Source organism: Pseudomonas sp. MWU13-2862 (assembly GCF_023242495.1).
Lineage (GTDB): Bacteria > Pseudomonadota > Gammaproteobacteria > Pseudomonadales > Pseudomonadaceae > Aquipseudomonas > Aquipseudomonas gingeri_D.
On record NZ_JALMEZ010000001.1, the window covers coordinates 245,302 to 259,615 of the forward strand.

Annotated in this window: 12 protein-coding genes; all 12 read right to left on the minus strand. The window is 63.3% G+C overall.

Translation table 11 applies throughout. The features are described from left to right. Positions 1 to 156 precede the first annotated feature (156 nt). Positions 157 to 933, minus strand: a complete 777-nt coding sequence (locus tag M5C56_RS01195) for an SDR family oxidoreductase (RefSeq protein WP_103497607.1) — start codon at positions 931 to 933, stop codon at positions 157 to 159. Then, the gene (locus tag M5C56_RS01200; protein WP_103497608.1) at positions 930 to 2,141 is read right to left on the minus strand and encodes an O-succinylhomoserine sulfhydrylase; all 1,212 of its coding nucleotides are present in this window, start codon (positions 2,139 to 2,141) and stop codon (positions 930 to 932) included. Before M5C56_RS01200 ends, M5C56_RS01195 begins: the two co-directional genes overlap by 4 nt. Before the next feature lie 187 nt (positions 2,142 to 2,328). Then, a complete protein-coding gene (gene purF / locus M5C56_RS01205) occupies positions 2,329 to 3,834 on the minus strand; it encodes an amidophosphoribosyltransferase (protein ID WP_100942976.1) in 1,506 nt (501 codons plus the stop codon). 41 nt (positions 3,835 to 3,875) lie between these two features. Then, entirely contained in the window at positions 3,876 to 4,433 is a 558-nt protein-coding gene (locus M5C56_RS01210; RefSeq protein WP_103497609.1) for a CvpA family protein, read from the minus strand. Between the two features lie 96 nt (positions 4,434 to 4,529). Beyond that, positions 4,530 to 5,195: an SPOR domain-containing protein gene (locus M5C56_RS01215; RefSeq protein WP_103497610.1), complete on the minus strand. Its 666-nt coding sequence runs from the start codon at positions 5,193 to 5,195 to the stop codon at positions 4,530 to 4,532. After that, positions 5,179 to 6,486 carry a bifunctional tetrahydrofolate synthase/dihydrofolate synthase gene (gene folC / locus M5C56_RS01220; RefSeq protein WP_103497611.1) on the minus strand — a complete coding sequence of 436 codons (1,308 nt, stop codon included), beginning with the start codon at positions 6,484 to 6,486 and terminating at the stop codon, positions 5,179 to 5,181. The genes M5C56_RS01215 and folC overlap by 17 nt, the downstream gene beginning before the upstream one ends. Further along, positions 6,483 to 7,403: an acetyl-CoA carboxylase, carboxyltransferase subunit beta gene (gene accD, locus M5C56_RS01225; protein ID WP_100942980.1), complete on the minus strand. Its 921-nt coding sequence runs from the start codon at positions 7,401 to 7,403 to the stop codon at positions 6,483 to 6,485. Before accD ends, folC begins: the two co-directional genes overlap by 4 nt. Before the next feature lie 94 nt (positions 7,404 to 7,497). Next, positions 7,498 to 8,130 (minus strand): phosphoribosylanthranilate isomerase, encoded by a 633-nt coding sequence (locus M5C56_RS01230; RefSeq protein WP_103497612.1) that lies wholly within the window; start codon positions 8,128 to 8,130, stop codon positions 7,498 to 7,500. Between the two features lie 63 nt (positions 8,131 to 8,193). Then, a complete protein-coding gene (gene truA, locus M5C56_RS01235) occupies positions 8,194 to 9,018 on the minus strand; it encodes a tRNA pseudouridine(38-40) synthase TruA (RefSeq protein WP_177102600.1) in 825 nt (274 codons plus the stop codon). A gap of 169 nt (positions 9,019 to 9,187) precedes the next feature. Beyond that, a complete protein-coding gene (locus M5C56_RS01240; protein WP_103497614.1) occupies positions 9,188 to 11,806 on the minus strand; it encodes a FimV/HubP family polar landmark protein in 2,619 nt (872 codons plus the stop codon). A 208-nt stretch (positions 11,807 to 12,014) separates the two neighbouring features. Further along, positions 12,015 to 13,013: an aspartate-semialdehyde dehydrogenase gene (locus tag M5C56_RS01245; protein ID WP_103497615.1), complete on the minus strand. Its 999-nt coding sequence runs from the start codon at positions 13,011 to 13,013 to the stop codon at positions 12,015 to 12,017. A 145-nt stretch (positions 13,014 to 13,158) separates the two neighbouring features. Continuing rightward, positions 13,159 to 14,271 carry an aspartate-semialdehyde dehydrogenase gene (gene asd / locus M5C56_RS01250; RefSeq protein ID WP_017129390.1) on the minus strand — a complete coding sequence of 371 codons (1,113 nt, stop codon included), beginning with the start codon at positions 14,269 to 14,271 and terminating at the stop codon, positions 13,159 to 13,161. Positions 14,272 to 14,314 lie beyond the last annotated feature (43 nt).

The following is a 14,314-nucleotide window of genomic DNA, read 5'->3' on the forward strand; positions in this document are numbered from 1 at the left end:
TTGAAGTTTTTCAGAAAAAGACAGATTCGTGTCACAGGCAAGACCATCAAGCCCTGCTCTCTGTAGGAGCGAGCTCGCTCGCGATGGTAGCCGGAACACTACGGGCTAGCAGACTTCCCGCGTTATCGTTGACGTCCATCGCGAGCAAGCTCGCTCCTACCGGTAGATCATCTTGCGGCTCATGCCACCGTCAACCACGAATTCCTGGCCGGTGACAAACCCCGCATTCCTCGACAGCAACCAGGCCACCAACGCCGCCACATCCTCGACCGTCCCTACCCTTCCCGCCGGATGTTGGGCATGGTCGGCGTCGCTCAACGGCTCGGCCCGACGTACCGAGGGATCGCGGGCATCGATCCAGCCCGGACTGACCGCATTGACCCGGATCTCCGGCCCGAGGCTGATCGCCAGGGCGTGAGTCAGGGCCAATAGACCGCCCTTGCTCGCCGCATAGGCCTCGCTGTCGGGTTCCGACTGCGCCGCACGGGTAGAGGCCAGGTTGACGATCGCGCCGCAGTGGGCACGCAGATAAGGCGCGCAGTGCTTGGCCAGCAACATCGGCCCGCCGAGATTGACCGCCAGCACACGATTCCAGTGCGCCAGGTCGAGACTTTCAAGGGTGATGTTGTGCGGGTCGGCAATCGCCGCGTTGCACACCAGGGCATCGATCCGGCCGAAACGGCCCAATACCTCGGCAACGCCCTGGGCCACCTGGGCTTCATCGGCCACATCCATGCCGATGAAACAGGCATTCTCGCCCAGGATCCGGGCCACCTTGGCGCCACGGCGACGATCGAGGTCGGTGAGCACCACCTGCCAGCCTTCGCTGATCAACCACGCCGCGATCCCCAGGCCGATACCACGGGCCGCGCCCGTCACCAGGGCGACACGGCCGTTATTGGCAACGGCCGTGTCCAGGGACCACTCGATCACAAGGCCGCCAACCCGCGAGCCAGGTCGGCTTGCAGGTCGGCCACGTCTTCGAGGCCGACGGCGACACGGATCAGGCTGTCGCGAATCCCCGCGGCCTCACGTTCCTGCGGCGCCAGGCGGCCGTGGGAAGTGGTGCTCGGGTGGGTGATGGTGGTCTTGCTATCACCCAGGTTGGCGGTGATCGAGATCAGTCGGGTGGCGTCGATAAAGCGCCAGGCGCCCTCTTTGCCGCCCTTGACCTCGAAGCTCACCACCGCACCGAAACCGCGCTGCTGACGCTGGGCCAGTTCGTGCTGCGGGTGGCTCTTGAGGCCGGCGTAATGGACCTTCTCGATACCGTCCTGCTGCTCCAGCCATTCGGCCAGGGCCTGGGCATTGGCACAGTGGGCGCGCATGCGCAGGTTCAGGGTTTCCAGGCCCTTGAGGAAAATCCAGGCATTGAACGGACTGAGGGTCGGCCCGGCGGTGCGCAGGAAACCGACGACTTCCTTCATCTGCTCGCCACGCCCGGCAACCACGCCGCCCATGCAACGGCCCTGGCCGTCGATGAACTTGGTCGCCGAATGCACGACGATGTCCGCGCCCAGCTTCAAAGGCTGTTGCAGGGCCGGCGTGCAGAAACAGTTGTCCACTACCAGCATCGCACCCTTGGCATGGGCGATTTCAGCCAACGCGGCGATATCCACCAGTTCAGCCAGCGGATTGGACGGCGATTCGACGAACAGCAGCTTGGTATTCGGCCGGATCGCCGCGTCCCAGCCCGACAGGTCGGCCAGGGGCACGTAGTCGACTTCAACACCGAAGCGCTTGAAGTACTTCTCGAACAGACTGATGGTGGAGCCGAACACACTGCGCGAGACCAGCACATGGTCGCCGGCACTGCACAGGCTCATGACCACGGCCATGATCGCGGCCATGCCGGTGGCGGTGGCAACCGCCTGCTCGGCCCCTTCCAGGGCCGCGATGCGCTCTTCGAAGGAACGCACGGTGGGGTTGGTGTAGCGCGAGTAGACGTTACCTGGCACTTCCCCGGCGAAACGCGCTGCCGCATCGGCGGCGGTGCGGAACACGTAGCTGGAGGTGAAGAACATCGGGTCGCCGTGCTCGCCTTCCGGCGTGCGGTGCTGACCGGCACGGACGGCCAGGGTGTCGAAGGCTACGCCCTCGAGATCGCTGTCCAACCGACCGGCATCCCATTCCTGACTCATGCTGCCACTCCTTGTTCGACTTTCTTGAAGATTAAAACCGGTTTTAAGGGGGGACACGACCCCTGTAGGAGCAGGGCTTGCCCGCGAAGGGGCCCTTGAGACCGCCAGAAGCTTCGCGGGCAAGCCCGGCTCCTACAGGGTTGCGGTGTTTTCAGGACCGCGGCCACACCCCAGAGCCGGTTTTTACTCAGTTGTTGTACAGGTCGATGATCGCGCTGACCGCCTGGGTCTTGACCTTGGACGCATCGTTACGCGCCTGCTCGATCTTGGCCAGGTAGTGCTCGTCGATGTCGCCGGTGACGTACTTGCCGTCGAACACCGCGCAATCGAAGTTCTCGATCTTGATCTTGCCACCACCGACGGCCTCGATCAGGTCCGGCAGGTCCTGGTAGATCAGCCAGTCGGCGCCGATCAGGTCGGCCACGTCCTGGGTCGTGCGGTTGTGGGCGATCAGCTCATGGGCACTCGGCATGTCGATACCGTAGACGTTCGGGTAGCGCACCGCCGGGGCCGCCGAGCAGAAGTAGACGTTTTTCGCGCCGGCTTCGCGGGCCATCTGGATGATCTGCTTGCAAGTGGTGCCGCGCACGATGGAGTCGTCCACCAGCATGACGTTCTTGCCACGGAATTCCAGCTCGATGGCGTTGAGCTTCTGCCGCACGGACTTCTTGCGGGCCGCCTGGCCCGGCATGATGAAGGTCCGGCCGATATAGCGGTTCTTCACAAAGCCTTCGCGAAACTTCACGCCCAGGTGGTTCGCCAACTCCAGGGCCGAGGTACGGCTGGTGTCCGGGATCGGGATGACCACGTCGATGTCATGCTGCGGACGCTCGCGCAGGATCTTCTCCGCCAGCTTCTCGCCCATGCGCAGACGCGCCTTGTATACCGACACGCCGTCGATGATCGAATCAGGACGCGCCAGGTAGACGTGTTCGAAGATGCACGGGGTCAACGACGGGTTGGTCGCGCATTGACGGGTGTGCAGCTTGCCGTCTTCGGTGATGTACACCGCTTCGCCCGGTGCCAGGTCGCGGATCAGGGTGAAACCGAGCACGTCCAGGGACACGCTCTCCGAGGCGATCATGTACTCGACGCCTTCGTCGGTGTGACGCTGGCCGAACACGATCGGACGGATGCCATGGGGGTCGCGGAAACCGACGATACCGTAGCCGGTCACCATCGCCACCACCGCGTAACCACCGACGCAGCGGTTGTGCACGTCGGTCACCGCGGCGAACACGTCTTCTTCGGTCGGTTGCAGCTTGCCGCGCTGGGCCAGCTCGTGGGCGAACACGTTGAGCAACACTTCCGAGTCGGAGTTGGTGTTGACGTGGCGCAGATCCGACTCGTAGATTTCCTTGGCCAACTGTTCGACGTTGGTCAGGTTACCGTTGTGGGCCAGGGTGATGCCGTACGGCGAGTTGACATAAAACGGCTGGGCCTCAGCCGAAGTCGAACTGCCGGCGGTCGGGTAACGCACATGGCCGATGCCCATGTGTCCGACCAGGCGCTGCATGTGCCGCTGATGGAATACATCGCGGACCAGGCCGTTGTCCTTGCGCAGGAATAACCGGCCGTCATGGCTGGTCACGATACCGGCAGCGTCCTGGCCGCGGTGCTGGAGCACGGTTAGCGCGTCATACAGCGCCTGATTGACGTTCGACTTACCGACGATACCGACGATGCCACACATGCGACGCAACCCCTACTTAATGAATCTGAACTGAACAGCTCTTACTGAGGCGTTTTGGCCGGCAAGAGATGTTCCTTGAACGGAAGGTCAGCGGGTACGCTGATTCCGCTGGCTAACCACCGACTGCTCCACCCCAGGATGAGGTTCTTGGACCAGTCGGCGACCAATAGAAATTTTGGCACGAGCTGGGAGCCCTGCCACCACGAATCCTGTTGGACCGGCCCCAGGCTCAGCAGCCCGACGGCCACCACCACCAGCAGCCCGCCACGCGCGGCACCGAAGGCCATGCCGAGGAAGCGATCGGTCCCGGACAGGCCGGTGACGCGAACCAGTTCGCCGATAAGATAGTTGACCATGGCGCCCACCAGCAGGGTGGCGACGAACATGATTGCACAGCCCGCGATCACGCGTGCCGAAGGTGTCTGGATATAGTCGGTCAGGTACACGGACAACGAGCCACCGAACATCCAGGCGACCGCGCCGGCAATGATCCAGGTGAGCAGGGACAGGGCTTCCTTGACGAAACCACGGCTCAAGCTGATCAACGCAGAAACGACGATTACCGCAATAATCGCCCAGTCAACCCAGGTAAATGGCACAGTGCAGCCTACAGACGGATAAGGCGGCGCATTTTAGCAGAGCGCCGCCCCACTGGTAAGGCGATTGTCAGAGCATTTCGATACAAAGCCGCGGGCTTAACCGCGTTCCGGTTGGAAACGCACGACAAAACCCTTCAGATTCTGCTGGCGACCCAGCAGGTCACGCAGGCGATCGGCCTCGGCACGCTCGATCAGCGGGCCGACAAAGACCCGGTTCTTGCCATCGGAGGAACGGATATAGGCGTTATAACCCTGGCTGCGCAGGGTCTTTTGCAGGCTTTCAGCACTGTCACGGCTGGACAGGCTGGCCAGTTGCACCGACCAGCTGATCGGCAGGCCGTTGGGGTCTACGCGGTTTTGCGTGGTATCGAGCTTGGCCGGCGCCACTGCAACCACCTGGGCCGGTGTTTGCGCCGGGGCCGGAGCCGGTTTGGTGACAGGCGCTGGGGCTACGGGCTTGGCCGCCGCGACCGGAGCCACTGGCTTGGGTGCCGGTGCTGGTGCGAGAGGCACCGGCGTTTCCTCGACTTCCTCATCAGCCGGGACCGAATCCGGGGGCAATGCCTGCGGCTCGGGAACCGGCACCGGCTCGACCTTGACCTGGGGCAACGCCGAGGCCTGGGGCGCGGTCGGCGCCTCGACCCGAACCTGGCGCTGCTCGTCCTGGCGGGAAAACAGCATCGGCAGGAAGATCACCGCCAAGGCCACCAGCACCAGGGCACCGACCATCCGTTGTTTGTACGCTTTATCCAGCATTGCCATTGGCAGCCTCCTCCGTGGCGCGCCGGGCCAGCCACTCCAGCGCCTCGGCAACACAAAAAAACGATCCGAACAACAGAATTTCGTCATCGGCCGTGGCCTGGGCGCATTGCCCTTCCAGCGCCGCGGCGACACTTTCGTAGACGCTCACCGACGCACCACGGGCCGCCAAGGCGGCCTGCAGGTCAGCCGCCGGGCGACTGCGCGGCGTCTGCAAGGGCGTTACCGCCCAGTGCTGGATATGACGCTCAAGCGGGGCAACCACCCCATCGAGGTCCTTGTCCGACAAGAGCCCGAATACCGCCAAACGCCGCCCCTTCAAGGGACTGTGCGCCAGGCGCTCGGCCAGGTATTCGGCGGCATGGGGATTGTGCCCGACATCCAGCATCAGGCTGAGGGACTTGCCCTGCCAGGTCAGCTTACGCCGATCCAGCCGGCCGACAATACGGGTATCCAGCAGCGCCTGGGCAATCCGCTCGGGCTGCCATGGCAGATCCATCAACAGGTAAGCCTGCAGGGCCAGGGCGGCGTTCTCCATCGGCAGGCCAAGCAGCGGCAGATCGCGCAACTCGACCGCCTGGCCCTGGCGGTCGACGCCACGCCACTGCCAGTTTGCATCGGTGAGGCCAAGATCGAAGTCCCGGCCACGCAGGAAGAACGGGCTACCCAACTCACGAGCCTTGTCCAGCAGCGGCTGCGGCGGATTCAGGTCGCCACACAGCGCCGGTGCGCCCGGGCGGAAGATCCCGGCCTTTTCGAACGCCACCGATTCACGGGTGTTGCCCAGGTATTCGGCATGATCGACACCAATGCTGGTCACCAACGCCAGGTCGGCATCCACCACATTGACCGTATCCAGGCGTCCACCAAGACCGACTTCCAGGACCACGACATCCAGGGCCGCACGCTCGAACAGCCAGAGCGCGGCCAGGGTGCCCATCTCGAAATAGGTCAGGGAGGTCTCGCCCCGCCCGGCATCGAGGGCGGCGAAGGCTTCGCACAACTGCGCGTCCGTCGCCTCGACCCCGTTGATCTGCACGCGCTCGTTGTAGCGCAGCAGATGTGGCGAGCTATAGACGCCGACCTTGAGCCCCTGCGCTTGCAGCAACGAGGCAACAAAGGCGCAGGTCGAACCCTTGCCATTGGTGCCGGTCACGGTCACTACCCGAGGCGCCGGCCTGCCCAGCCCCATGCGGTTCGCTACCTCTTGCGAGCGCTCCAGCCCCATGTCGATGGCCGATGGGTGCAATTGCTCCAGGTAGGCGAGCCACTCGCCCAGGGTACGTTCGGTCATAGGCTTGCAGGCACCGGTGGGACAATGACAGGCTCAACAGGCAAGGCGATGTATTCGGGTGTCGGCAGGCCCATCATCTGCGCCAGCAGGTTACCCAGGCGCGGACGCAGTTCCTGGCGGGCGATGATCATGTCGATCGCACCGTGCTCCAGCAGGAATTCGCTACGCTGGAAACCTTCCGGCAGCTTCTCGCGAACGGTCTGCTCGATCACCCGTGGGCCGGCGAAGCCGATCAGCGCCTTGGGTTCGCCGACGATCACGTCGCCGAGCATGGCCAGGCTGGCGGAAACACCGCCGTAGACCGGGTCGGTCAGCACCGAGATAAACGGCAGGCCTTCTTCACGCAAGCGCGCCAGTACGGCCGAAGTCTTGGCCATCTGCATCAGGGAAATCAGTGCTTCCTGCATGCGCGCACCGCCGGAAGCGGCGAAGCAGATCATCGGGCAACGGTTTTCCAGGGCGTAGTTGGCGGCACGTACGAAACGCTCGCCGACGATGGCACCCATGGAGCCACCCATGAACGAGAATTCGAAGGCGGAAACCACCACCGGCATGCCCAGCAGGGTGCCGCTCATGGACACCAGGGCATCTTTTTCGCCGGTCTGCTTCTGGGCCGCGGTCAAGCGGTCCTTGTACTTCTTGCCGTCACGGAATTTCAGACGGTCCACCGGCTCCAGGTCGGCACCCAACTCAACGCGACCTTCGGCGTCGAGGAAGATATCGATGCGTGCACGGGCGCCAATGCGCATGTGGTGGTTGCACTTGGGGCAGACGTCCAGGGTCTTTTCCAGTTCCGGACGGTAGAGCACCGCATCGCACGATGGGCACTTGTGCCACAGACCTTCAGGCACCGAGCTTTTCTTCACCTCGGAACGCATGATCGAAGGGATCAGTTTGTCTACTAACCAGTTGCTCATGCTGTCTTTCTCCAATTCGTTTTCGGCCCGTCGAACAACCGGGCCCGCCTGTTTTCTGCGGCGGTATGCATGGACGGCGGCAGGCTGCCAGCCGTCACATTGGCGCTCGGCAACCGCGTACGGCGCGTATGAACGCTTCGATCTTTGTACGATCCTTGATGCCCTTGCCCTGCTCCACCCCGCCGCTGACATCCACGGCATAGGGCTTGACCCGGGCGATGGCCTCGGCCACGTTGTCGACGGTCAGGCCGCCGGCGAGGATAATCGGCTTGCTCAGGCCCGTTGGTATCAGGGACCAGTCGAACGCCGCGCCGGTTCCCCCGGGAACACCTTCGACATAGGTATCGAGGAGAATCCCGCTGGCACTCGGGTAAGCGTCACAGGCCGCGGCGATGTCGTCACCGGCCTTGACCCGCAAGGCCTTGATATAGGGACGGTGATAACCTTCGCACTGCTCGCGGGTTTCATCGCCATGGAACTGCAACAGGTCCAGCGGCACCGCGTCGAGGATTTCCCCCAGCTCGCAACGGCTGGCATTGACGAACAGGCCGACGGTGGTCACGAACGGCGGCAAGGCGGCGATAATCGCCCGTGCCTGCTGGAACGTCACCGCCCGCGGGCTTTTGGCGTAGAACACAAAACCAATGGCATCGGCCCCGGCATCGACGGCGGCCAACGCATCTTCAATGCGGGTAATTCCGCAAATTTTGCTGCGAACGGCGGACATGTCGTAAAACCCCGAGTGCTTTTCCGAGAAAGTCCCGGATGGTAACAAATGCTTTTCCGGGCGTCAGCCGTCAAGTTCCGAGAAGCCGGTGAGAAAGTGCGGCCCGATGTAACGCTGCGGCAGGGCAAACTCGTCGCGATACTCTACCTGTACCAGGTAAAGGCCGAACGGATGGGCGGTAACGCCGCCGGTACGCCTGACCCGGCTTTCCAGGACTTCCCGGGCCCACTCCACCGGCCGCTCACCGGCACCGATGGTCATCAGCACCCCGGCGATATTGCGCACCATATGATGCAGGAAGGCCCCGGCACGGATATCGATGACGATCATCTTGCCGTGGCGGGTGACCCGCAGGTGATGCACTTCCTTGATCGGCGACTTGGCCTGGCACTGGCCGGCCCGGAAGGCGCTGAAATCATGGGTGCCGATCAGGTGACGGGCGGCCTCGGCCATGCGCTCGACATCCAGCGGGCGATGATTCCAGGTGATCTCTTCGTTCAGGTGGGCCGGACGGATCTGATCGTTGTAGATCACGTAGCGATAACGCCGGGCGATGGCCTTGAAACGCGCATGGAAGTGCGCCGGCATCACCTGCGCCCAACTGACGCTGACGTCATGGGGCAGATTGATATTGGCACCCATGACCCAGGCCTTCAGCGAACGCTCGGCCTGGGTATCGAAGTGCACCACCTGGCCACAGGCATGCACGCCGGCATCGGTGCGCCCGGCGCACATCAGCGAAACCGGCGAATCCGCCACTTTCGACAGCGCTTCTTCCAGGGTCTGCTGCACCGTCGGCACACCGGACGCCTGACGTTGCCAGCCGCGATAGCGCGAGCCCTTGTACTCGACGCCCAGGGCGATCCTGAAAACGCCGTCGGCCGCCACTTCGGCGGCCGGATTATCTATATTTGCCAAGAACTCACAGCCTGCTGGTTGACGCAAAGGCGGGCATTATAAGGCCAGCCGGCCGAGACGCCATGCACCAGGGACTTTTAGTTGGCCCTACAAATAAAAACGACAGCCCGAAGGCTGCCGTTTTTTGTTGAAGCACCGATCAAGCCAGACGCTTGAGCATCTCCCGGGCTTCGGCTTTCTGCGCCTCGCTGCCTTCGTTCAGCACCTCGGCGAGGATATCCCGCGCCCCATCGCTGTCGTCCATGTCCATATAGGCCTGGGCCAGGTCGAGCTTGGTGGCCGCCTCGTCGGTGCCGGAGAGGAAGTCGAACGACTCGTCCTCGGGCAATTCGTCGGCCGCCAGGCTCGGTGTAGCCAGCGGCGGCTGCTCCAGGCTCTGGGACAGACGATCCAGCTCGGCGTTGACGTCATCCAGCTCGTCGGTGAACGCATTCGGGCCGGCGTGCGCCTCCAGTTCGTCCGCCAGCGACAGATCGAAATCCGCCGGCAGATCCAGATCATCCAGACCGCCGGCGCCCAGGGTCGGGACCTCGGCGTCGGAATCCTTCAGGTCTTCGGTCAGGCTCAGCAGGAAGTCCTCGTCCGCTGAAGTCGACAGCGGCGCTTCCCCACCCAGGTCCAGATCGAAATCCGCCAGGTCGTCGAGGGCCGGCTTGGCCGGGGCATGCTGTTCCATGAGCGACTCGAAACTCAAATCGTCGTCCAGCGCCGGCGTGGCGCCTGCCTGCTGCCCCAGAATCGACTCGAAACTCAGGTCGTCATCCAGTTGCAGGTCATCCAGATCCGCCTTGGCCGGTGCAACCACCGTTGGCGAGGCGGCTTCGAGATCATCCAGGCTCAGGTCAAAATCGCTGTCGAAGAGATCGTCCGCTGCCGCCACCGGTGCCGGCGCCGCAACAGGAGCTGGCACTGGCGCTGGCGGCTCATCGGCCAGCAATTCCTTGACGTAATCCTCGCTCAGTTCAGCCGCCACCGCGGCCGCTCCGAGCCCGGCCACCGCGGCAACCGCGATCATCGACGGAAAACGGCTCTTGAGCTGCTCGACTTCGGCCTGGTGCTGACCGGCAGGCAACTGCCGCTCCTGGGCGATAAACGCATCACGATCGCCCTGCTGGCCGTAGACCTCCATCAGTTTCAGGCGCACATCGGTACGCTGTGGTTCGTATTTCACCGCTTCTTCGAGCAAGCCGGCCGCCTGGTTCAGGTGACCGCGCTGGATATGCAGGTTAGCCTGGTCCAGTACATCGGTAGGACGCTCAGCGGCCGGGACCGGGGCCGGAGCGGGTGCCAGCTTTACGCTCGGCGGAGGGACCTCCAGACCCTCGAAACTGCTTTCAGGCATATCCAGCTCTTCGGAAAAACCACCTTCCTCGTTCAGCGCCCGGGCCATGCGCAGGTGTTTTTCCGCTTCCTGCTTGGCCTTGCGACGACGCGCCAGGAACAGCAGGAGCAAGAGGAACACCAGCACCACGGAACCGGCCAGCAGTCCCATCAGGATCGGACTGGCCAGCAGGTCATCGAGCTTGCGCTCCTGGGGCACGGCGGCGTCAGGCTGGATCGGCGGTACAACCGCTGCAGGCTTGGCCACTTCCGCCGCCGGAGCGATCGGCGCGGGGGCCACTTCCGGCTTGGCCGCCAACTGGGCGGACATGGCGTTGGCCGGTTGCCCGGCAGTGGGTGCCGCAGGCGTGGTTGTCGCACCGTCGGCCTGCAACTTGGCCAACTGATCGTTCTTCAACTGAATCAGACGCTGCAACTTGTCCAGCTGGCTTTGCAGGTCTTCCATCCGGCTCTTCAGCTCGGCATTGTCGCGACGTGTGGTGTCCAGGCTTTCCTGGGTCACCGCCAGTTTGTTGTTCAGGGCCTTGCTATCGCCGGCGGCACCTTTGCCGTGCTTCTTGCCGGACTCGGCGGAGATCAGGCTCAGGTTGTCCTTGGCAGCAGCCTTGGTCGGCGCGCCCTCGGTCCCTTTGTGCCGGGTGGCATCGATCTGTTGCTTGCCGGCATGGGGCGAGCGCCGTCCCGCACGCCAAGCGGCATTCTGTGCCGCCACTTCAGCGATAGCCTTGGGTTGTGCCAACGCGCGGCTTTCCACGCGATCAGGCAGACGCAGCACCTGGCCGGTCTTCAGGCGGTTGATATTGCCGTCGAGGAAGGCCCCCGGATTCAACGCCTGGATCGCCAGCATGGTCTGCTGCACGGAAGCGCCATTGCTCTCCTTCAGGGCGATATCCCACAAGGTGTCCTTGGGGCCGGTGGTGTATTGCTTGGCCTTGGTCGGCGCGGTAACCGGCGCCACAGGCGCGGCGGCTGCCGTCGGAGCAGCAGCTGGTTTGGCGGCGTCAGCGGGCGGGGTGTATTTCGACGGATCGAGCAACACGCTGTAGTCGCGCATCAACCGGCCATTGGGCCACTGCACCTGCACCAGGAAGCGCACATAGGCTTCGGACAACGGTTTGCTCGAGGTGACCCGAACCACGCTGCGGCCGTTGGGGTTGATCACCGGCGTGAACGTCAGGTCGTTGAGGAAATCCTGGCGACTGACCCCGGCATCGGCGAAGGCCTGGGGCGAGGCCAGACTCGGCACGATATCCGAGGCGCTGAGACCACTGACATCCTGCAATTCGATTTCTGCCAGCAATGGCTGGTTCAGAGTTGACTTGAGGGTCACTTCCCCCAGCCCAAGCGCGTGTGCCATACCGGAAGACAGCGCCGAAGCGGCCGCTATTGCTAACACCAGTTTGCGAACTTGAACCATAGCCTCTTCCTTTGTTTGTGCATTCCTCGGCTAGCGAGAAGGTGGTGTCGCCCGCCTTGCGGCAGCGTGCGCGCCCTTGAAAACATCGCCGCAGCGCGCGGTTTCAGCCGACGCCCTTGCAAATGCCCGAGGACAGGTTCACCTCCAGCAACCAGCCTGAGCATAGCGTCAGGCTAGAGTCATTCTGCAAATTGCCGCCAAGTATCTTTTACAGCAGGTCTTTTATCAACAGCTCTGCCAGTTGCACAGCGTTCAATGCCGCGCCTTTGCGTACATTATCGGCTGTCAGCCACAGGTTCAGCTCACACGGGTCGTCCACACCGCGACGTACCCGCCCGACATAAACCACATCCTGGCCCACCGCGTCACCCACCGCCGTCGGATAGTCGCCGGCTTCCACCAGCTCGATTCCCGCCGCTGCTTCCAGCGTAGCGTTCACCGCGGCCAGATCAACCTCGCCGGCGGTTTGCAGAGAGACACTATAGCTATCGCCGAAAAACACCGGGGCTTGAATGCAAGTCACTGAAATTTTTAACAAAGGTGCGGCGAGCAGTTCGCGAAGTTCGCTGACCAGGCGTTTTTCCAGGGAGACATGCCCCTGGGCATCCGGCTTGCCGACCTGGGCCAGCAGGTTGAACGCCATCTGCCGATCGAAAAAGCGCGGTTCCAGCGGACGGACATTCAACAACTCCGCCGTTTGTCGGGCCAGTTCGGTCACCGCCTCGCGGCCCTGGCTCGATACCGCCAGGCAGGCGGTCAGAGTGACCCGCTGGATATCCAGGCCCTTGAGCGGCGCCAGCACCACCGCCAACGCCGTGGCGGCCGCGCTCGGGCTGCCGACCTGCACCGGCTTGCCCAGGGTCGCCAGCACCTCGGGATTGGCCTCCGGCACGACCTGGGGCGCGGGCAAGGCGCCGGACAGGTCGATCACCGTGCAACCCGCCGCTGTCGCGCGCGGGGCAAAGCTGACGGTCACCGCGGGGCCGGCGGCAAAAAACACCAGCTGGACTTTGCCGAAGTCGAATTCGTCGACTTCGCGCACCCGCACGTTCTTGCCGCGGAAAGGCACCGAATGCCCCGCCGACTCGCTGCTGGCCAGCAGGTGCAGGTTGGCCACCGGGAAATCGCGCTCTTCGAGGATCTGCACCAGGGTCTCGCCGACGGTGCCGGTGGCGCCGATCACGGCAATATCAAAGGACTGGCTCATGGGATGACCTCAGGTGAAACGGGGGGAGCGGCACTTTACCCGTGACCAGGCAGTCAGGCAATTGCACGCGGGCCTTGCAGAGATGCAGGGTATAAAAAAAACCCGCGAATCTGACGAGACGCGGGTTTTTCAGCGTTTCAGCGGATCAACGTTCCAGCAGGATACGCAGCATGCGCCGCAGCGGTTCGGCCGCGCCCCAGAGCAACTGGTCGCCCACGGTGAAGGCACCGAGGAACTGCGAACCCATGTTCAGCTTGCGCAGACGCCCCACCGGGATATTCAGCGTGCCGGTGACCTTGGTCGGACTCAGTTCCTGCATGCTGATTTCACGCTGGTTCGGCACCAGCTTGACCCAGGGGTTGTGCTGGCTGATCAGCCCTTCGATATCGGCGATCGGCACGTCCTTGTTCAGCTTGATGGTCAGCGCCTGGCTGTGGCAACGCATGGCGCCGATGCGCACGCAGATACCGTCCACCGGGATCGGGCTCTTGAAGCGACCGAGGATCTTGTTGGTCTCGGCCTGGGCCTTCCATTCTTCACGGCTCTGGCCGTTCGGCAGTTCCTTGTCGATCCATGGGATCAGGCTGCCGGCCAGGGGCACACCGAAGTTTTCGGTCGGGTAGGCGTCACTGCGCATGGCTTCGGCGACACGACGGTCGATGTCGAGGATGGCACTGGCAGGGTCGGCCAGTTGATCGGCGACAGCGGCGTGGGTCGCGCCCATCTGCTTGATCAGTTCACGCATGTTCTGCGCGCCGGCACCCGAGGCCGCCTGGTAGGTCATGGCACTCATCCATTCCACCAGGCCGGCCTCGAACAGGCCACCCAGCCCCATCAGCATCAGGCTGACGGTGCAGTTGCCGCCGATGTAGTTCTTGGTACCGGCATCCAGCTGCTGGTCGATGACCTTGCGGTTGACCGGGTCGAGAATGATCACTGCGTCATCCTGCATGCGCAGGCTGGAAGCCGCATCGATCCAGTAACCCTGCCAGCCGGCTTCGCGCAGCTTGGGGAAAACCTCGCTGGTGTAGTCGCCGCCCTGGCAGGTCAGGATCACGTCGAGGGTCTTGAGCTCTTCAATGCTGTAGGCATCCTTCAGCGGAGCAATGTCCTTGCCCACGGACGGGCCTTGGCCACCGACATTGGAAGTGGTGAAAAACACCGGCTCAATCAGGTCGAAATCCTGCTCTTCCAGCATCCGCTGCATGAGCACGGAACCGACCATACCGCGCCAACCGATCAGACCTACACGTTTCATCGCAACTACACCTTTTACAAAAGTGGGTCACCGCCTCCAGGGA